This is a genomic window from Acinetobacter sp. BIGb0102, assembly GCF_003815055.1.
Lineage (GTDB): Bacteria > Pseudomonadota > Gammaproteobacteria > Pseudomonadales > Moraxellaceae > Acinetobacter > Acinetobacter vivianii.
The window spans coordinates 714,539-735,922 of sequence record NZ_RKQE01000010.1 but is presented as its reverse complement, the minus strand read 5'-3'; the positions used below and the strand labels follow the sequence as shown (position 1 = coordinate 735,922).

The following is a 21,384-nucleotide window of genomic DNA, read 5'->3' as shown; positions in this document are numbered from 1 at the left end:
GAGATCGTGATTAATGATCGCAACGAAACCAGTGTTAAGGGTGTATTTGCTGCTGGTGACTGTACTACAGTGCCATACAAGCAAATTATCATTGCCACAGGTGAAGGCGCCAAAGCATCCCTGTCTGCCTTTGATTATATGATCCGTTCTGGCGTATAAATGATGTGATCAAAAAAAAGCCCCAATGATGATTGGGGCTTTTTTATTGCATTTAGTTCTTTGGTTTATATAAACCATGATCAACCAGATGTTCGCGTAAAATACGGCGAAGTTCTAATACTGCTTCAGGGGTTTCCTGAATGGAATGACCGCCTTTGAAAATCTTTTCAGACACAGCACCATCTAGATGTGCACTTTTATAAGGAACAATTCCGTCGGTGATGACATTCGGATCATCACTCTTGGTAATGTTGCCCATAATTGAATGGAAAACCAGACCTTTTTCTGGTGGGATCGTTGCGGTTAATTCCATAAATTTGGATTTTTTGCTCAGATCACTTGGCCCATTCTGGATCACGTCATTGGTCAAAGTTTTGACGAAATCCTTAAGATCCATGTCATCACTAGTAAGTGTATCCGCTAAGGTTGTCAAGAATGTAGCAGGGAGCTTGATAATCTTACGGGCTGCCAAGGTAAACCAGCGATCTGCATAGTCTGTACCACGATGTGGGGCTGCCAAGAAAATGGCACGATCAAAGTTCGTAATCGGTTCCATCTTGAGACGCTCGCCAATCACAGGATGCTTTCTCAAACGTGCCTGTTGGCGGCTGTTCATCATGGTCAATGCTTCTTTGGAAATATCAGCATTGCTGACCAAAAGACGGCTAATAATCCCGCCCATACTATGACCAATTAAAACTGCATCCTGAGCAGCGGCATCTTTAGGATTTAGTGAACCAAAGGCTTGCTTTAACACAGCATAGATTTGAAAGCGACTTTCCAAAATAGGCATATTGGTCGAATAAAAGACTTGCCAAACCTGATAATGCTCACGTAATACTGCATCACCCATAATGTCGTTGGTTACGGCAATCCATGCTTCTGGGCTACTTGCCAGACCATGCACCAGTACAATCACTTTCTTGTTCGGATTATAAGGTTCAAGCATATATAAATGCGGCATGGTGAGGTGCTGATCGCGGTCAATTAGAGTTAAATAAGCGGCAGTCCCTAAATTATTTTCAGCCAGCCAAAGCCCATAAGGCGCAGAGAAATTGGCTGCCAGAGAGTATTCTTTTCCAGCAATATTTACTTTCTCGACGCTATATGGATCGTAAACCTTGACTTCAAATTCTGGACTATTAAGCACATCGTCAACCGTTGCGGTTGTCTTTTTAGGTTGTGCAATAATGGTTGCAGCTAGATAACGTGCTTTATGAATATTTGGATTAACACCGTTTGGATAGCTATAACTTAATGGATCAAGGATGTATTTATTTTCATCAGGAGCAGCGCCATCGGTAGAAGGAAATACAGCGACGAAATCTGAACCGAAACCATCTCGACGGTTAATCGCTCTTAAACCAGAAAAGTTCATGTTATAGCTAGAAATAAACTTCTCGAGCTGCATGTTCTGCAAGCGTTGATAGGACTGAATATCGATGGTGTATGTGCTTTTACCAATTTTAATCGTTGGTGTAATGGTTTTGGATGGGTTTCTTAAACTATGGACATTGACCATTTTGGTCAACGCCTGATTATAGAAATCCCGAATTTGAACTTGTCTGTTATCAAAAATCCGTTCCTGCGGCTGACGGGCAGTCTTAAATAAATAAGCATAACTGTAGCGAATACTTTTATCTAAAGCTTCAAGCTCTTGATCCAGACAGTTTTCATAGGTTTTCTGAATAGCTTTTTGTTCTTCTTCAGCTTTATGTTTGGTGAGCTTGCTGACTTTACATTCAGAGGAGTCGGAAAGACTCATTGCTTTTGAAAGATATAATTCGCTGGCAGTAGATAGAAGTTGTTCATCCTGAATCTGCGGAATCTTATGCAGATCTGCAATACATTCATTTGGAGTCTGCATGCAGACTTTTGCTTCTTTGCCGGACATCGACAGGACATTGAGGCTGGCTTCGCTCAATTTTTTCTGTGTCAGAATACTATTACGCTCGTTCGCGATCGTCACATTGAGGTCTTGCTGTTTCAGACTGACGACCTGACAACCACTCATCACCATAGTACTGAGTAGGCTGATCGCAAATAAACGTTTATTCGGGGTAAATGCTAGCTTCATAAATCAGCAAGTTGGCTGGGAGATTGTAGCTATAATACGAAAATCGAATGTTTTTTCAATCATCCATAAAAAAATAGACTGTACACGACAGTCTATTTTCCATTACAGAATGGGACAGTAATTAGTTCAATACTTGCCAAACATTCCAACGTTTTCCAGATTCAACTTCTTTGATCAAACGATCAGTAACTTCAGCTTCATCTGGGTAATTGATTTTGTAGTTCTTTAAGGTTTGAAGCGCATTTTTCTTTTGCTCTAACCAGAGATAGTTGTTAGCAGCAGAAAGATAAGCTTCTTGAACACCGCCTTTCATTGCCTTATCTAAATAAGGAATCGCTTCACGTTGACCGCCACCTTCTGACAAGCCAAAACCGAACCAGAAGTTTGTTTCAGCATCATTCGGGTTCATTGCAAGAATACGTTGAGCATAGTTCAATGATTTGGTGGTGTACGCTGTACCCAAATCCATATTACGTGCCATCACGCTTGCTTTAAAAGCACGTGTTAATACGTCGATAGAGGCATTTGGTTTTTCTGCCAAAGCATCTAATTTTTGAGTTGTTTCTTTCAACTTCGCTTCATAGCCTTTACGCTCTTGACGGTCAGGGAAGCGAGGTGGATAGTGGCGTGCCTTACCTTCAACAAGTTGTAGGAAGTCATCAATCTCAGTCACATCGACTTCATTTTCACCAGCAAGAACTGCATATTTTACATTGCGTTGTTTGCTGTCGATCGTCGGAACGATGAGTTTGTTGATATCTAATGTGGTTGTTTTTGATGGATCATTTTGTAATGACACAACCATTTTAGTCACAGGCTGAGCAGCAGCATCTTTAATTGCAACTTCGAAGCTTGGTGGTGCATCATATTTGATTGGATTTAAAGCATAGAACGGTGCTGTCGGTTCTGGCTCTTTGAATACAAATGGCTCAGAAGCTTTATCTTTTTTGACTGGGGCGATGCCACAGGCGGTTAAAAAAGAAGTTGAAAGTACAAGTAATGCCAAAGGCTTAAAATTCATGCTTACATCCATTAATTTTAGTTAAATGAGAAGTAGATCGTTGGTTTCACCAGTCTAGGAAAAGCAAAACCAACTTGCAATGATAAGCTTGTTACATTTCTTATATATTCGCTTAGGTTGCCGAAGTTTTGTTCTGTGCTTCACATTCACGTCTAACTTCTTCAATAATTTTAAGTTCTTCTTTACTCAATGGTTGATTTTTAGAACTTTGAGGCGAGAAACTCGGATCCAGTTCTGAGAGGCGCTGGCACAGCACATTCATACGTTTTTCGTTTTTCTGCATACGATCCAGCAGCACACGAATACCTTCCAAAATTGGATCAGATTGATCTTGTGTCGTTGCATAAGGCTGGAAGCCAATACTTTCGGCATAGTCACGACGGCTGACTTCATCTTGTTCGACTTGGTTTTTATCTTTGAAGATGTAACGTGCAGGGTTACCGACCGCAGTCACATTTTCAGGGACTTCTTTGGTCACTACAGCATTCGAGCCAACTTTCGCACCTTTATGGACTGTAAATGGGCCTAAAATTTTTGCACCTGCACCGACTACAACACCATCTTCTAGGGTTGGGTGGCGTTTGCCTTTATTCCAGGTTGTGCCGCCTAGAGTAACGCCATGATAAAGCGTAACGTCATTGCCAATTTCAGCCGTTTCACCAATCACAACACCCATGCCGTGATCGATAAAGAAACGTTTGCCAATTTTTGCCCCTGGGTGAATTTCAATGCCTGTGGCAAAGCGACTAAAAGAAGAAAGCAGGCGAGCCGTACCTTTATATTCTTTTTTCCACAATTCATGTGCCATACGATGCATGATCAGCGCATGGATACCGGGATAGGTCGTTAGCACTTCCAGCGTGTTTCTAGCCGCAGGATCACGTGCAAATACAGCCTCGATATCTTCTTTAAGCTGTTTAATCATTTGAATGATCCTCCGTGTTTGTCTTTTTCCATGAACCTTTGGCAAGTGCCTGAACGCGACTGAAGATCCCACGTAATAAATGGTACTCCATACGATCTAATTGTATCCTTCCAAATAAACGACGCAAGCGTAATGGCAGTAAACGGGGATTATTCGGGTCTAAAAATTCGATTTCAGTCAGCATTTTTTCCAGATGAGGGTAGAACTCTTCCATCTGTTGCTGCGTCACCAGTGGTTCATCCCATTCCATGCTTTGCTGTTGTTTTAGTTGCATATGGTCATCTGGTGTATCTGTAACTTGAGTATTTTGTTCAAGTGCAGCCATTCTCATTTCATAACACACCACCTGAATGGCTTGAGCGACATTCAGAACGCCATACTCAGGATTGACTGGAATGGTTAAATGGTAATTGGCTAAGGCCAGTTCTTCGTTGGTCAGTCCACGATCCTCACGTCCAAAAACGATGGCAACATGTTGTTCTTTGCTTGCTGCCTGTAATGCTTCTTTTGCCGCAGGGCGAACATCGAGCAATGGCCAAGGAATGGTGCGACTACGGGCACTGGTACCGAATACGATATGACAATCCTGAATAGCTTGTTCCAGCGTCTCAACAATCTCAATCTGTTCAATTAAATCCTGTGCACCGGCTGCCAGAGCATCAATATCGGGATGCGGATAGGTTTTCGGTGCAACCAATACGAGCTTGGATAAGCCCATGGTTTTCATTGCACGTAAAGCACTACCAATATTGGCTGGTAGGGTGGTATTGACCATGACAATACGGACATGATCCAAATGTTTGGACACGTTATTTGAGTCAAACTGGTTCATATATTATCCAGAATTAAGAGTATTGAGAGACTTCTGCTTGATAGAGATCAAGCGCTTCATCCATTGACATGTTGTCAGGCGGCGGTGCGATATTTGCCACTTTCGGTGCTTCTGCAACTTTGGCTGCTTTAGATTTCACTTGGTATTCGATCGCAATTGCTTCTTTACCAAAATAATCCCGTAATTTGCTCAGCAACTCATCCAGTGGTGCAACTTTCCATTGTGGGCCGAGGTGTAGCTCGGCGGTTGCAAAACTTTGCTCCAGCTGGATTTGCAGACCAATATGCTGGCACATATCAACATTACAATAAGGTAAAAGAATCGCTTGTAAATCTTTTGCTAAAGTTTTGCTCATCAGGTCTTGTGCTAAGCGAACTTGAATACTTTGGGCACGTTTCTGGCGAATTTCATTTAAACTGAATGCCTTACTTAACCGTGCCATTGGGCGGTCAAAGCCTTCACGTTCGTAGATTTCGCCTTCAATCACCACCACTTGTTCTAAACGAACCACTTCTTTGTAGCGTTGGAAACGCTCATGGTTGCAACTGATCTCGACACGGGCAGTACCATCATCTAGTGTGATCATAATGCGGTTTGGGAAGTTGGCAATATCAACAACTAAACCTGCAAAAACTGTGGTAACACCACGACGTGTCGGTGTCAACTCATTCAGTTTTGCTGAAATGAATGATTTTAATTCTGGACGATAGACATCAATCGGGTGACCTGTGAGGTAGAGACCCAGCGTGTCTTTTTCACCTTTAAGACGAACTTCATCTGACCAAGGTTTCACGGGTTTGGCTGGTTTACGCTGAACTTCTTCAACTTCACCAAACAAGTCCATAATTCCTGTTTCACGGTTACTACGCGCTTGTTCGGCTGCTTGCACGGCTTCTGGCAATTGTGCCATTAAGCTTGAACGTTCAATACCGAGACAATCCAGCGCACCCGCACGGATCAGGGCTTCTAAAGTACGTTTATTGATTTTTTTCAAATCAATACGATGACAGAAGTCGAATAAATCCTTGTATGGGCCTTCGTTGATGCGTGAGTCGATGACCGATTGCATCGCTTGCTCACCAACGCCTTTAATTGCACCTAGACCATACACAATGGTTGCTTCATCGCTGGCATGGAAATGATACAAAGACATATTCACAGACGGTGGTAGCACTTCCAGCTTGTTATTACGGCAGTCGTCGATCAGGAACACGATACTGTCGGTATTCTGCATTTCCGAAGATAATACGGCCGCCATAAATTCAGCAGGATAATGTGCCTTTAACCAAGCGGTATGATAGGCAACAAGGGCATAGGCCGCGGCATGGGATTTGTTAAAACCATAGCCTGCAAACTTTTCCATATAGTCGAAGATATGGTTGGCAGTTGCTTCATCAATATCTTTTTTCGCCGCACCTTCAATAAAGATCTGGCGCTGTTTGACCATTTCTTCAGGTTTCTTTTTACCCATGGCACGACGAAGTAAGTCCGCACCACCGAGTGTATAACCCGCACAGAACTGTGCAGCCTGCATTACCTGTTCTTGGTAAACCATAATCCCGTAGGTTGGTTCTAATACGCCTTCAAGCAGGGGATGAAGATACTCAAACTCACCGCCATGCATACGATGGATAAAGTCAGGAATAAGATCCATCGGGCCCGGACGATACAAGGAAACGAAGGCGATAATTTCTTCAAATTTGCTTGGTCGTGCTTCCTTCAACATCTTTTTCATGCCGACGGATTCAAACTGGAATACCGCAGTGGTATTTGCCTCGGCAAACACCAGATAAGCATCTTTATCGTCTAAAGGAACATTGGAAATGTTTAGTGGTATCTCGGATTTGATCCGCTTGTTGATATTCTGAACCGCATCTTCAATTACCGTCAGGTTACGTAAGCCCAAGAAGTCGAATTTAACCAGACCCGCAGCTTCAACATCATCTTTATCATATTGTGCTACGCGGTTGGTACCATCGGCATCACAAAGAACGGCTGAGTAATCGGTAATTTTACCGGGTGCAATAACAACACCACCGGCATGCTTACCTGTATTACGCGTGATACCTTCTAGCTTAAGCGCCATTTCCCAGATTTCAGCGGCATCATCATTGTCTGGATTTGACGGGTTGGTGACGATGTCTTTGAGCTGCGGTTCCATGTCAATCGCAGTCGCTAGATCGACACCCAGTGGTTTGGTCGGAACCATTTTAGAAATACGGTCAGCCAGACCATAGGATTTACCCAAGACACGGGCTACATCTCGAATCGCACCTTTTGCCGCCATGGTACCGAAAGTGGCAATCTGTGAAACCGCCTGACGACCATAATTCTGTGCAACGTATTCAATCACACGGTCACGACCTGCAATACAGAAGTCGACGTCAAAGTCGGGCATCGAGACACGTTCCGGGTTTAAGAAACGTTCAAAGAGTAGATCATAACGTAGTGGGTCAAGATCGGTAATTTTTAAACTATAGGCAACCAGTGAACCCGCACCTGAACCACGACCCGGCCCAACAGGCACGCCATTATTTTTGGCCCATTGAATGAAGTCCATGACAATGAGGAAGTAACCCGGGAATCCCATCTTGAGAATAATATCAACTTCATATTTGATCCGCTCATCATAAGGTTTGCGAATCTCGGTCCAGTCTTCATCACGTTCAGCGATCGGATAAAGAACATTTAAGCGTTCTTCTAAACCTTCACGAGATAAATGCTCGAAATAGGTGTCGATGGTATACCCATCTGGAATCGGGAAATCAGGTAAGAAATAAGTTCCGAGCTGTAATGCGACATTACAACGTCTTGCAATATGGTAAGTGTTTTCAATCGCGCTCGGAATGTCTGAAAACAGCTCAGACATTTGTTCGCCAGTTTTAAAATATTGTTCAGGGCTATAGTTTTTCGGGCGCTTATCATCGCCAAGTACATAGCCATCAGCAATACAAACGCGGGCCTCATGGGCCTCAAAATCTATTTGTTCAACAAAGTGCACATCATTATGGGCAACAACACCAATCTGATATTTGGCGGCCAATTTGACGGCTTGCTGGATAAAATCTTCTTCGCCTACGCGTTCAGTACGCGTTAAGGCCAAATAGACGCGATTGCCAAATTTCTCAATCCATGCTTCCAGTAAAGGTTCAGCTTTTTGTGGATTGGAAGAGCAGAGCATTTTGCCCACATCACTATGTTGGCCTAGCAAGACAATCAGGTCTTCTGCCTGTTCAAGTACCCACTCTTTTTGTACGCATGGGATACTTAACTGTTGGCCTTCGATAAAACCGCGAGATACGATTTCAGTCAGATTACGCCATCCAGTATTGCTCATTGCCAGTAAAGTGGCGCGATGTTCAGCATCATTGAGGCGAATAACACTGCCTAAAACGGGCTTAATGCCTTTTTTTAGACATGCTTCGTAAAATTTTACTGCTGCGTGCAGGTTAGATAAGTCTGTGAGTGCCAGAGCTGGCATCTCATCTTTTACGGCAGCCTTGACCAAATCAGGTATGCGAACAATCGATTCTGTAATCGAAAACTCTGTATGGATACCGAGATGAACAAACCGCATAGAAGGACTATCCTTTTTCAAACCAACGCATAGTTTAGCATGCAAACCGAAAATGACATGCTTAATATTTTGGCAAACCGTGTGTTTGCTTTGTTATTTTGTTCAAAAGTTAAAAATTAGTTTTTGATTTTTTCTATGTGTGGCCTAGTTTTGCATAGCAACTAGACCGAGCTATGGCTTATCTGTCATGTTTAATGTGAAAAGCGCTTACACGAGTAAAAGATATCCTGTTGCTCTGAATGTGCTAGCAAACTACATCAAAGTAAAGCTGCACTGTTTGGAATTTGGCTGTGTAAAAAGATATTCGATTTTGATTCAAAATCTACGGCACTGCTGTGGAAAGCGATCTAAAATCTAGACAACACATCTAAAGATTGAATATAAAAAAATCCCCCTGAAGATAGGGGGAGTTTGTATTAACGCATTTTTGCCAAGAAGCGGCCTAAGCGATTGATGGCTTCCCGAAGCTCATTTTCCGCAGGCAGGAATACGACACGGAAATGATCTGGCGTCGGCCAGTTAAAGCCTGTGCCTTGTACCAATAATACTTTTTCCGCTTTTAACAGATCCAGCATCAGTTTTTCATCATCTTCAATTGGATAAACTGCTGGATCGAGTTTAGGGAAGCAGTACATTGCGCCATCAGGTTTAACACAACTAAGGCCGGGGATTTCATTCAGCATTTCCCAAGCAATATTACGCTGTTCGTATAAACGGCCACCTGGGCGAATCAAATCGTTAATTGATTGATATCCACCTAATGCAGTTTGAATCGCATATTGAGCTTGGTGGTTGGCACATAAACGCATTGAAGCCAGCATATCCAAACCTTCGATATAGTCTGCTGCACGTGCTTTATTGCCTGTAATCGCCATCCATCCTGCACGATAACCTGCAATACGGTACGCTTTTGATAAACCATTGAAGGAAATACACAGTTGATCGCCAGCCAATGCAGCTACAGCCACATGTTCGATGCCGTCATAAACGATTTTGTCGTAGATTTCATCTGCAAATAAAATCAGGTCGTGCTTTTTCGCCAATGCCACAATTTGCTCTAATACATGGCGTGGATAAACTGAACCGGTCGGGTTGTTCGGGTTGATAATCACGATACCGCGGGTATTTGGCGTGATTTTGCTTTCCATATCCGTGATATCTGGGTACCAGTAGTTCTCCGAATCACATTTATAATGCACTGCGCTACCGCCAGACAGATTGACCGCTGCCGTCCATAAAGGATAGTCAGGCATTGGCACCAGCATTTCATCGCCATCATCCAGCAAGCCTTGCATTGCCATAACGATAAGTTCAGATACGCCGTTGCCAACATAGACATCATTCACATGCATATCGAAGATGCCTTTCTGCTGGTAGTACTGGCAGATGGCTTTACGTGCAGGGAAGATCCCCTTTGAATCGGTGTAGCCAATCGCATTCGGAAGGTTTAAAGCGACATCATTAATAATTTCTTGAGGGGCTTCAAAGCCAAACGGGGCAGGATTGCCGATATTCAGTTTGATAATCTTATGTCCTTGCTCTTCCATTTCATTGGCGGCTCGTAATACAGGTCCACGGATGTCATAACAAACATGCTCAAGCTTAGATGATTTTTTAATTTCTCGGCTTGATGGATGAGACTGGGGAACAACTGTACTTTTAGACATAGCAGGATTCACTTTTGCATATCGGTATAAATAACTTTTAAAGGTTTCAACTGTTACCAGATTCAGGTCGTGCTGATCTCTCAGTAATTCAACAATTTTTTCGTGGGTAAAACCTGATTGTTGATATTGTCTGATGGTTGGTAATAAGTTTTGAAACACCACACTTTTTTTCTGAGACATTTTTTGTCCTATACAACCGTGCGGAACAAGAATATCACTATATTTGCTCACGCAAAAGACAATATTGTTAAAATTTGCTTACGTTAAATATTTAATTTGCTTTCTTTTTGCTATTTTTAATTTAGATGCTTAAACTTCAACAAATTATACGATCTGAGACTAGAGTTTTTTTTGCGAATGGCGTAAATATAAAATCTGATCATCATGATATTTTTAACATCAGAATAAAAGGTGCAGGTTATGGGAAAAGTGAATAAAACAGACCGAGAATGGCAACGAGAGTTATCCGCAGAAGAATATCGCATTACCCGTCAGAAAGGCACAGAACCCGCATTTACAGGACAATATTGGAATAATAAGCAACATGGTACTTATGTTTGTCGTTGTTGTGGTGCGGAATTATTTTCTTCCGATACAAAATACGATAGCGGCTGTGGCTGGCCGAGCTTCTTTAAGCCGATTGATAGTGTTGCAATAGAAGAACATGAAGATTTATCGCATGGTATGGTCAGAACAGAAATTGTCTGCCATGATTGCGATGCACATTTGGGCCATGTGTTTGAGGATGGTCCACAGCCGACAGGACTGCGTTATTGCGTGAATTCGGCATCATTACAACTTAAAACAGATGAGAAGAATGACGAGGAAACTTATCCATGAGTAACATTTATCAGTTTGAAGCTGAGTTGTTAGAGGGAGAAACAAAAGCGCTCGCTGATTATAAAGGCAAGGTCATGCTGATTGTAAATACTGCAAGTAAGTGTGGTTTTACCCCGCAGTTTGCTGGATTAGAAAAACTTTATGAAAAATATAAATCTCAGGGACTAGAAGTATTAGGATTTCCATGCAATCAATTTGGAGGACAGGATCCGGGCACCAATAAAGAAATCGGAACCTTTTGCCAGCGTAATTATGGCGTCAGTTTTCCCATGTTTGCCAAGGTTGATGTGAAAGGGCCTGAAGCACATGTGATTTTCCGTTATTTAACCCGTGAAGCGAAAGGGCTTTTAGGTAGTCGGAATATCAAATGGAATTTTACGAAATTTTTAGTTGGTCGTCATGGTGAAGTGCTAGAGCGTTATGCGCCAACGACTAAGCCAGAAGCGTTAGAAGCAGATATTGAAAAAGCTTTAGCCCAGAAATAATACGTTTTGGCTTTGAGTTAAATCATTTTGAACTCCACCGTTGAGTTTTGGAACCATCCTGACATGCCGTATGTTGAAACGCGTAGGGCATGTCAAAGTCGAATCTGTTATAAATCGCATAGTCATCCCACCTTTTCAATCGGCGCTGTAGATGCCGGGCAGAGCCATTTTTCCAGTTCTTTTGCTTCAGAGCAGCTGATTCAGGCGGGGAGTGTCGTAGTTATTCCTGCTCATGTTGAACATTCATGTAATCCTTTGCCTCAACAGGCTTGGAGTTACCAAATGATGCATCTTGATGCAGCATGGCTTGCTGGACTGATCAATGAATTGCAACAGGAAATAGATTCGCAGTTGGATTTAAACATCCCATATTTGCCGCAACTCAAACCCATAATTCTCCATGATCTGGATATTTACGCCGCATTTACTAGATTAAATCAGGTGTTGTTTGATCCTCAGATTCCAAGATTAGAAAAAGAACAATACTTAATTAAGATTTTGACTGAAATGTTAATACCGAATTTTCATTGGGAAAATATTGGGGCGGCAGGTTATTTCCAGCCGTATTTACCACGCTTAATTGAATGTCTGAATAGCAGTATGGATGATTTATCGCTACAGCAACTGGCTGATGAATTACAGATGAGTCGTTATGCGTTAATCCGGCTATTTAAGCATTATTTGGGTTTAACGCCACATGCCTATCAATTAAATCAAAAGGTGAATCAGGCACGCTTACGCTTGCGTCAGGGCTGTGATCTGGCTCAACTGGCGCATGAGCTGGAGTTTACTGACCAAAGCCATTTTCATCGTGTCTTTAAACAATATACGGGGGTCACCCCAAAACAATATTCTAAAAAATCTTAGCTCCCGCAATTTTATACAAGAATAAAGTTTTAAGCTTTTTTAAGCTGGCTCTCCTTCATTTGGAGAGAAGGTATGGAGCTTTTTTTAACGATCGTGGTGACTCATTTTATTGCTTTGCTGACACCGGGTGCTGATTTCTTTTTAATTTTAAAAACACTGATGCAAAGCAAAATAAAGGCAGCGCGATTGACTTGTATGGGAATTGCAGTAGGCAATGCCATCATTCTGCTGATGATTTATTGCAGTCTGTTTCTGTTGGGTAAGGTCAATACTGAAATACTGGTCGCGATGAAATGGTTAGGTGTCCTTTATTTTGCTTATCTGGCGGTTCAATGTTTTTGTGCGGCGCGTTCAGCACAGATAATCCCTAACACCGAGCTGGAAGATGTTGCAGTGTCGCAAAACAAGGCTCAATTTACGCACTTTTTACTGGGTTTGGGTTCAAGTCTACTCAATCCCAAAAACCTGATGTTTTATTCGGTCTTGGTGATTCTGGTTTATCCGCAATATAATTTTTTGCAAAACTTTTTGGTCTGTGTCTGGATGGTGGGCTTGGTACTGATCTGGAATCTGGCGATGGTGAAACTGATGAGCGCAACTATTTATCTGTCATGGTTAAATCAGCATATTCATTATTTATATTATCTGGCGGGCAGTAGTTTTCTCTTTTTTATGCTGGTACTGATTTTATCCTGAATATAAAAAAGACGATCAAATGACCGTCTTTTTTACTTAAATACTATTGGGATGGTTCAATAGGTTGAGGCTGGGTTTTCCTGAAACTGTGTATCTTGCGATTAATATCGTCAATAAATGTATAGACCACAGGAATTACCAGTAAGGACAAGAAGGTACTGGTAATCAAGCCTCCAATCACCGAGATCGCCATAGGGGCACGGAAGCTCGGATCTGTACCAATGCCTAAGGCGATTGGTAACATACCTGCACCCATTGCCAGCGTGGTCATGATGATCGGGCGTGCCCGTTTATGACAGGCATCCAGCAAGGCATTGAAACGGGAGTAATGCTTCTCATCTCTGGCAATAATGGCGTAATCCACCAGTAGAATCGAGTTCTTGCTGGCAATCCCCATTAACATAATCAGACCGATCAAGCTTGGCATCGAGAAACTGCTTTTCGCCAATAGCAGCATCACAAACGCACCGCCAAGTGATAAAGGTAAGGCCACCAGAATGGTAATCGGTTGTAGGAAGTCTTTGAATAACAGCACCAACACCACATAAATACACAATACGCCTGTTAGCATTGCCAAACCAAAGCTTGAGAACAGTTCCTGCATGACTTCGGCATCACCAATATTGGTACGTTTCACCGTTGGAGGCAGATTCTTCATGGTTGGGAGCTGGTCAACTTTTGCGGCAATATCACCCAGAGGTTGATTATTCAGCTCAATGGTAAAGTTGATATTACGTAGACGGTTAAAGCGGTCAATTTGTGATGGGCCACTTTCAATGTTGACATCAGCAATGGTGCCTAACATGACGGGCCCATGACTGCCTTTGACCATTAAGCGTTTCATCAGCTCCTGATCCTGACGTGCTGATAGCGGTAGTTTGATCACCACAGGAATCTGACGTTGTGACAGGTTTAACTTAGCTAGATTCTGGTCAAAATCACCTGCAGTCGCGATACGCAAAGTCTCTGCAATATCATAAGTGGTGACACCTAGATCGGCAGCCTTGGCAAAATCTGGACGAATCACCAATTCAGGACGAATCAGGGCAGCACTTGAGGTGATACTTCCTACATTTGGAACAGTTCGTAATTCACGTTCAAGGCTACGTGCTGTCGCCATTAATGTATCGGGATCATCGCCAGAAAGTGCAATTTGATATTGGCTATTGTTGCCTGCAAGTCCGACTTGGATGCGGGCACCAGGCAGTGGTGCCAGACGCTGACGCAATTGGTCTTCAATGTCTTGCAAGCTTGCACTTCGGTCAGAACGTTCCGTAGTTTGAATGGTTAAAGTGGCTTTACGGGGTTCACCCGATGCGCCACCTGAAAATGGATCTGTTCCCGCAGCACCGCCACCAATGGTGGTATAGATACTTTTAATTTCAGGGTGATCTTTAATCAGGTTGCGTGCATATTCAGCCGTTTTAAGCGTATCTCCAAATTGAGAACCGGGTGTTAATTCCAGTCGAACCTGTGTTTGTCCCGTATCTGGTGGAGGCACAAACCCAGTCGGTAATAAGGGAATGAGCATGACCGAGGCAATAAAGAAAGCAATTGCGCCGCCTAAAGTGATCCAGCGGTGATTGAGACACCAAGTGACCAGACGCATATAACCACGCATGACTTTGCCATCTTTGGCGCGATCTTTGGCTAAACGTGCTGTGCCTTGATCTGCCGCCGTTTTGGTATCAGAAGCATCGTCCTGTTGTTCGACTTTGCCGATCCATGGTTTCAGGATATAGGCAGACATCATTGGAGTGAGTAAACGTGCAACCAAGAGGGAAGCAAAAATTGCCAATGCTGCTGTCCAGCCAAACTGAACAAAGAATTTTCCTGCAATCCCGCTCATAAAGGCAGTCGGAAGGAATACGGCAATCAGGGTAAAAGTGGTCGCAATCACGGCCAGACCAATTTCATCTGCGGCTTCCATCGCGGCTTCATACGGTGTCTTGCCCATGCGCAGATGCCGGATGATATTTTCAATTTCAACAATCGCATCATCGACCAGAATCCCCACCACCAGTGACATGGCCAGTAGCGTCACGGTATTGAGGGTAAAACCAAAAAAATACATGCCGATCATGGCGGGTAGGATGGACAATGGCAGAGCCGTTGCTGCAATAATCGTGGCACGCCAGTCGCGTAAGAATAACCACACCACCAAGATCGCCAGAATAGCGCCTTCATACAAGAGCGACATTGAGCCTTCGTAATTGTCGACTACAGGATTGACGAAGTTAAACGCTTCGGTGATCTTGATATCTGGATGTGCCGTTTTCAGTTTATCCAGTGCTTCAGTAACACCTTTTTGCACATCAACTTCACTGGCCCCTTTACTACGGGTGATTTCAAAACCAATGACGGGCTGTCCATTTAACAGTGCAGCCGAACGTCTTTCAGCAATCCCATCCCGAACAGTGGCAACCTGATCCAGACGAATATGTCGACCATCACTCAACGCAATATCCATTGCACCAATTTCATCGGCTGTTTTGACTGTGGCAATGGTCCGAATGGATTGTTCACTGCCACCGATTTTGGTTTGACCACCCGAGGCATCTTGCTGGATTAAGCGTAGTTGACGGGTTATGTCGGTCGCCGTTGCATTCAGTGCCAAGAGTTTTTCTGGATCAAGCTCAACATCAACCTGACGTGTGACACCACCCACACGTGCTACTGCACCAACACCTTTGACTTGGAGCATGGCGCGGGCAATATCGTAATCCACAAACCAAGACAGTGCTTCTTCATCCATCTTGGGCGACTGGATGGTATAGGTCAGAATAGGTGAGCCAGATAGGTTAATTTTACTGACGATTGGATCACGTAAATCAGCAGGTAAATCGGAACGGACTTGTGACACGGCATTACGCACGTCATCCACCGCTTCCTGCAAGGGTTTTTCCAGCTGGAACTCGGCAGTAACGGTGACAACACCATCCTGAATATTGGTGTACTGGTTTCTGAGTCCTTGCAAGGTTGCAATCGAGTTTTCGATCTTACGTGCTACTTCGGTCTCAAGTTGTGGCGGCGCGGCACCCGGAAGGGCCGCAGTTACCGTCACCATGGGTAGTTCAATATCAGGGAACTGCTGGATCTTCATCCATTTAAAGCATAACAATCCTGCCAATCCCAGCATGATAAATAACAAGATGCCAGGAATCGGATTTCGGATCGACCAAGCGGAGAAATTCATCTTATTTCTCCTGTGTGGTCACGAGTTGTTTGGTGAGTGGGGTATCAGGAATGTCTTTGGCAATACTGACAAGATCACCATCTGCCAAGAAACCTGTACCTGAAGACACTAATTTGACATTCGGTGCCAAATCTAAAATTTCGACTCGATCGCCTAGACGACGCCCAACATTGACTTTATTTTGAGTCACACGATTTTTGTCATTGACCGTAAATACATAAGAAAAGCCATCGCGTAACAACAGCGCTGTTTGTGGAACGGTTAATGCGGGTTTTTGTCCCAAATCAAATTCACCTTTGACAAACATCCCCATGCGTACAGCCTGCGTGGTTGGAATATCCACATACACCAGTCCATAACGAGTTTGTGGATCAATCACAGGTGCAATCATTCTCACTTTACCTGTTACGGCGGGCTGGGCTGGATCAGGAGAAATGATGTGCGCTGTCATGCCTTGTTTGAGTTTATACAAATCAGCGGTAGTCACTTCTGCGCGCCATTCCAGACGATGGTCACGAATCAGACGGAAAAGTTCCTGCCCAGTTTGCGCTAATGAACCTACCGTAGCCGTTCGTGCTGAAATGACACCATTGTCAGGCGAGACCACTCTGGTTTGAGCTAAACGTAATTGATTGCTTTCAATCTGTGCTCTAGCTGCATCCAGCTTTGCTTGCGCAGTGGCTTGAGACGTTTGATATTGGGTGGCTTCCTGAGCTGAAATTGCCCCTGTGTTCTTGAGTTGCTGAATACGTTTGTTATTGGTGATGGCATCGGTAAGCACAGCTTGTGCTTCTGCATAACTGGCTTTCGCTGCTGCGAGATCGGCACGGATAGTTTCACTGTTAATTTCAGCTAAAACCTGACCGCGTCGTACTTCATCACCAACATTGACATTCACCCGAGTCAGACGCTGGCCAGAGAGTTCACTACCAATCACCACTTCTTGCCATGCAGCAATATTGCCATTCGCCGTAAAGGTCTGTTTCCAGTTTTGCTGTTGAGGAGAGACCACGGTAACAGTCAGTGCCGCTTTCTGCGCGGTGGTATCAGCATTTTTTTGCTGTTTCGCAGCTGTTGTTTTTTTAGCAGTTCCAGTCTGCCAAACCACGATTACAATAATTAAAAGTACAACAACGATTGCTAAAATGAGCCAACCCTTTTTCTTTATTTTCTTGGGAGTTTGAGAAGTCATCTTTCCATAGTCATCAAGTTTTGATGGCTAAGTATAGACGAAGATTTCAACAGTGGGTCAAGATGCAATAGACAGATAAAAAAATTAATAAAGCTGTCTATTTTGCTTACTTTTTACCTAAGAAAATAAGTGACTTTATTCATAGTTATACATTTTAGGTCGACCTAAAATGATAATGCCTTTTTATAAAGGCAACAGTCGGTTGGATACTACATTTTTCATGACAATGGTCGAGGTCAGACGTTGTACATTTGGCAAGGCGGAGAGACTGTCATCATAGAGCTTCTGGAAACTTGCCAGATCTTTGGCAACGACATGCAGTAAATAATCAGGATTTCCGAATAAACGCTGCGCCTGAATGACATTGGCAATTTCAGTGACTTTTTCTTCAAAGCTGGACAGGGCTGTTTTATCGCCATCTTTTAAGGTTACAAAGATAATCGCAGAGAAATTGAGACCGATTTTTGAGGCTTCCAGATCAGCGTGATAACCTTTGATCACGCCACTTTCTTCTAAAGCTTTGACGCGACGATGGCACGGAGACAGGCTTAAACCTATTCTTTCCGCCAGTTCGGTGATAGATAATCGTCCATTTGCCTGTAGTTCAGCAATAATTTTCTTATCGATGCGATCCACTTGGAAGAATCTCCCTGTTGGCGTTAAAGAAATAGAAGTATTTGGAATAACATTTTCACCATTAAAGCATATCCTTTCTCAACAATCTTCACCAAATGGTGAAAAAGAAAGCTATTAAAAATAGCATTGATGATGCAGGAAGGGCTTGGTGTATGGAACTCAGTGTAATTTTTGCTTTCTGGTGTGTTTCGATTTTATTTGTGTTAACGCCGGGTGCAGACTGGGCCTATGCCATTCTTGCAGGCATTAAGGGGAATTTTGTCTTAAATGCGGTGACTGGCCTGATTCTGGGACATTTTATTGCAATCTTGTGTGTGGCTGCTGGGGTAGGTGCATTGTTGCAGCATTATCCAATACTGTTAACCACGATGACGATTTTAGGTGCCTGTTATCTGCTATGGATGGGTGCAAATTTATTGATTCATCCTGCCACCATTTCGAGTGATCATAATGAAGCACAAACCTTAGATTCGGCACGTTCGTGGTTGCTGAAAGGTGTGGGGATTAGTGGGTTGAATCCCAAAGTTTTATTGCTGTTTTTTGCTTTATTGCCGCCGTTTATTCATCCTGAAATGTCTTTTGCACCCACAACCCAGATTATTTTGCTGGGTATGATTCACCTACTGAGTTGTGCAGTCGTTTATGTGCTGGTGGGAATCGCAGCGAATAAATTGTTGGCAACGCGTCCAATGGCTGTGAAAGTCGTCAGTCGGGTTTCTGGTGGCCTAATGGTGATGATCGCGATCATTTTATTTATAGGGCAGCTTGGCTAAGAAAATAGTGAAATTTCTTAAGAATAGGTAGCTTTAAATTTTATATTGATTGAATTCAGTCTGTTAATTTTAATGCCGTTTAAGTCTGGAAAACTCATGAAATTATGGAATGGCACATATAGATAAAAAATAGTGTAAAACGTATTAATTCTCATTTATTATGCGGTTTTTTTAAAGTCGGCTGAAATAAATCATGGGTAGAAAACTTAAACCATTAGTATTGATGATGACATGCGCTTCAATGGGGACAACGGCTGTTTTTGCAGATGAAGTGCAACAGGGGCAAGCAGCGGATGCAACCGTCACATTAAATACAATTCGTATTACTGCGAGTGCGGATGCATCAGCAGATGGTTTAATGGATCCTTTTGCGGGTGGACAAGTTGCCAGTGGTGGTCGGGTCGGGATCTTTGGTAATCAGAAGAATCTGGATACACCATTCAACTTAACCAGTTATACCAATGAATATATTCAGTCCAAGCAAGCTAAAAGTGTAGGGGATGTATTAAAGGCTGATCCAAGCGTTCGTGTTGGGCGTGGTTTCGGAAACTTTCAGGAATCTTATTACATCCGAGGTTTTAATTTAGGATCAGATGATACGGCTTATAATGGTCTGTATTCGATTCTGCCACGCCAATATATTCCAACAGAGCTATTTGAACGTGTCGAAGTGCTTAAAGGTGCTTCATCTTTCTTAAATGGTGCGATGCCGGGCAATGGCGGGATTGGTGGGGCAATTAATCTATTGCCAAAACGTGCAGGTAATGAACCATTAAATCGTGTTACGGTTGGTACAGATTTTAACGGTGGCCAAATTGCCAGTGATATGTCTCGTCGCTTTGGTGAAAACCAAGAGTTTGGTGTACGTGTAAACACCGCTTATCATGGTGGCAATACCAGCGTTGATGATGAAAAAAACTCATTAGGTCTGGCTTCAATTGGTCTAGACTACCGTGGTGATCGCCTACGTCTATCTGGAGATATGGGCTATAGCAATAATCGTTTAACTGCGACACGGCCTAATATTTCACTTGCGGGTTTGACTGAAGTGCCTGATGCAATAAAGGCGAGTCGTAACTATGCACAAAAATGGACCTATTCCAACGAAGAAGATGTATTTGGTAGTTACCGTGCAGAATATGATTTAACTGATGCAGTGACTGCCTATGCGGCCTATGGCTTCCGTCATGGTGAAGAGCAAAATAGTCTGGCAAATCCGACTGTAACCAATGTCTCTAATGGTGATGCGAAATTTTCACGCTTTGACAATGGTCGGGTCGATATGGTGAATACTGGTGAAATTGGTGTTCGCGGTAAGTTACAGACAGGTTCTATCCAGCATAATCTAGTGTTATCAGGCTCTGCATTCCAGCAAAATACCCGTAATGGCTGGGCCATGAGCGGAAGTAACACCACTAATATTCTGCATCCAGATTATAGCAATGCACCTGAATTGACGATTGGTAATCCAGATCGTGTTAATGATCCTAAGCTTGGCACCCGTACCCGTCTAAGAAGTATCGCGATTGGGGATAATATTTCTGCGCTTGATGATAAGTTGATTGTGATGCTTGGCGCGCGCTATCAAAAGATCATGCAGGAAACTTATAACTATCAGACCGATGGAAGTAAAATCAATCCAGCATATAATGAGGCGAAATGGACGCCTGCTTTAGGTGTGACTTATAAACTGACGCCAGAATTTTCTGTGTATGCAAACTATATCGAATCATTGGCGAAAGGGTTAAGTAATACTACAGTGGATGTCACAACAACACTTAAACCTTTTGTTGCCAAGCAAAAAGAAATTGGTGCTAAATACGAAAATGATCGTTTAGGTGCGAGTATCAGTTTATTTGACATTAATAAGCAGCGTGGTGTCTTGCAAGATGGGGTGTTTAGTGATGCAGGTGAATATGTTCATCGTGGTGTCGAGCTAAATACCTATGGCAAGCTGACTGATTCAATTACGGTATTGGGTGGTGCATCGTGGCTACATGCCAAGCAAAAAAATACAGGATCTACCTTGTATGATGGCAATAATGAAGTTGGCGTGCCAAAGTTCCAAGCCAATTTAGGTGCTGAATGGGCGTTGCCAGTTCCGCAAGATATCTCCTTAAATGCACAATTGACTTATACAGGCTCGACTTATGCAAGTCTGGATAATAAGTTAAAAGTGAATGACTGGACTACGCTAGATATCGGTGCAAACTATAAAACCCAGCTTGGACAAACACCAACCACTTTTAACTTTAAAGTGAATAATGTCTTCAATAAAGATTATTGGTCTTCTGTTGGCCTATCTGACAATATCAATAGCACTTCAAATACCAATAATGGTTATGTTGTAGCAGGTCAGCCGCGTACCTTTATGCTTAGTGCAAGTTTTGATTTCTAATTTATAGCGCTAAAAAAATCCCCGAATATTCGGGGATTTTTTA

At 43.0% G+C, this 21,384-nt stretch carries 15 protein-coding genes and 1 pseudogene; 7 read left to right on the top strand and 9 right to left on the bottom strand.

What is annotated here, in order from left to right:
• A pseudogene (locus EC846_RS06190) lies at positions 1-159 on the top strand (pyridine nucleotide-disulfide oxidoreductase); the annotation flags it as partial.
• Between the two features lie 52 nt (positions 160-211).
• Here EC846_RS06190 and EC846_RS06185 read toward each other — a convergent pair.
• From EC846_RS06185 to EC846_RS06160, 6 genes are all read right to left on the bottom strand, one after another.
• Entirely contained in the window at positions 212-2,236 is a 2,025-nt protein-coding gene (locus EC846_RS06185; protein ID WP_123774551.1) for an esterase/lipase family protein, read from the bottom strand.
• Positions 2,237-2,357: 121 nt separating this feature from the next.
• Positions 2,358-3,257, bottom strand: coding sequence for an ABUW_2363 family tetratricopeptide repeat lipoprotein (locus EC846_RS06180; RefSeq protein WP_062848327.1), 900 nt, complete (start codon positions 3,255-3,257; stop codon positions 2,358-2,360).
• 112 nt (positions 3,258-3,369) lie between these two features.
• Positions 3,370-4,182 carry a serine O-acetyltransferase gene (cysE, locus tag EC846_RS06175; RefSeq protein WP_005257044.1) on the bottom strand — a complete coding sequence of 271 codons (813 nt, stop codon included), beginning with the start codon at positions 4,180-4,182 and terminating at the stop codon, positions 3,370-3,372.
• Complete coding sequence (locus tag EC846_RS06170) at positions 4,175-5,014, bottom strand: RNA methyltransferase (RefSeq protein ID WP_062848328.1); 840 nt, start codon at positions 5,012-5,014, stop codon at positions 4,175-4,177. The genes cysE and EC846_RS06170 overlap by 8 nt, the downstream gene beginning before the upstream one ends.
• Before the next feature lie 13 nt (positions 5,015-5,027).
• Positions 5,028-8,591, bottom strand: a complete 3,564-nt coding sequence (gene dnaE / locus EC846_RS06165) for a DNA polymerase III subunit alpha (protein WP_123774550.1) — start codon at positions 8,589-8,591, stop codon at positions 5,028-5,030.
• Positions 8,592-9,007: 416 nt separating this feature from the next.
• Positions 9,008-10,438 (bottom strand): pyridoxal phosphate-dependent aminotransferase, encoded by a 1,431-nt coding sequence (locus EC846_RS06160; RefSeq protein WP_123774549.1) that lies wholly within the window; start codon positions 10,436-10,438, stop codon positions 9,008-9,010.
• Between the two features lie 240 nt (positions 10,439-10,678).
• On the opposite strand from EC846_RS06160, the gene msrB reads away from it, so the two are divergent.
• The 4 genes from msrB (at position 10,679) to EC846_RS06140 (ending at position 13,146) form a co-directional block, all read left to right on the top strand.
• Positions 10,679-11,098, top strand: a complete 420-nt coding sequence (gene msrB / locus EC846_RS06155) for a peptide-methionine (R)-S-oxide reductase MsrB (protein WP_004771736.1) — start codon at positions 10,679-10,681, stop codon at positions 11,096-11,098.
• Entirely contained in the window at positions 11,095-11,583 is a 489-nt protein-coding gene (locus EC846_RS06150; protein WP_004771737.1) for a glutathione peroxidase, read from the top strand. The genes msrB and EC846_RS06150 overlap by 4 nt, the downstream gene beginning before the upstream one ends.
• A 63-nt stretch (positions 11,584-11,646) precedes the next feature.
• Entirely contained in the window at positions 11,647-12,450 is an 804-nt protein-coding gene (locus EC846_RS06145) for an AraC family transcriptional regulator (protein WP_123774548.1), read from the top strand.
• 72 nt (positions 12,451-12,522) lie between these two features.
• Positions 12,523-13,146, top strand: coding sequence for a LysE family translocator (locus tag EC846_RS06140; protein ID WP_123774547.1), 624 nt, complete (start codon positions 12,523-12,525; stop codon positions 13,144-13,146).
• A 43-nt stretch (positions 13,147-13,189) separates the two neighbouring features.
• On the opposite strand, the gene EC846_RS06135 is transcribed toward EC846_RS06140, so the two are convergent.
• The 3 genes from EC846_RS06135 to EC846_RS06125 form a co-directional block, all read right to left on the bottom strand.
• The gene (locus tag EC846_RS06135; protein ID WP_123774546.1) at positions 13,190-16,342 is read right to left on the bottom strand and encodes an efflux RND transporter permease subunit; all 3,153 of its coding nucleotides are present in this window, start codon (positions 16,340-16,342) and stop codon (positions 13,190-13,192) included.
• Position 16,343: 1 nt separating this feature from the next.
• Positions 16,344-17,534, bottom strand: coding sequence for an efflux RND transporter periplasmic adaptor subunit (locus EC846_RS06130; protein WP_123774545.1), 1,191 nt, complete (start codon positions 17,532-17,534; stop codon positions 16,344-16,346).
• A 183-nt stretch (positions 17,535-17,717) separates the two neighbouring features.
• Entirely contained in the window at positions 17,718-18,170 is a 453-nt protein-coding gene (locus EC846_RS06125) for an Lrp/AsnC family transcriptional regulator (protein WP_047432711.1), read from the bottom strand.
• A 152-nt stretch (positions 18,171-18,322) separates the two neighbouring features.
• Here EC846_RS06125 and EC846_RS06120 point away from each other — a divergent pair, with 152 nt between their 5' ends.
• Both EC846_RS06120 and EC846_RS06115 read left to right on the top strand, forming a co-directional pair.
• Positions 18,323-18,943 carry a LysE family translocator gene (locus EC846_RS06120; protein ID WP_123774544.1) on the top strand — a complete coding sequence of 207 codons (621 nt, stop codon included), beginning with the start codon at positions 18,323-18,325 and terminating at the stop codon, positions 18,941-18,943.
• A gap of 193 nt (positions 18,944-19,136) precedes the next feature.
• A complete protein-coding gene (locus EC846_RS06115; RefSeq protein ID WP_123774543.1) occupies positions 19,137-21,341 on the top strand; it encodes a TonB-dependent receptor in 2,205 nt (734 codons plus the stop codon).
• Positions 21,342-21,384 lie beyond the last annotated feature (43 nt).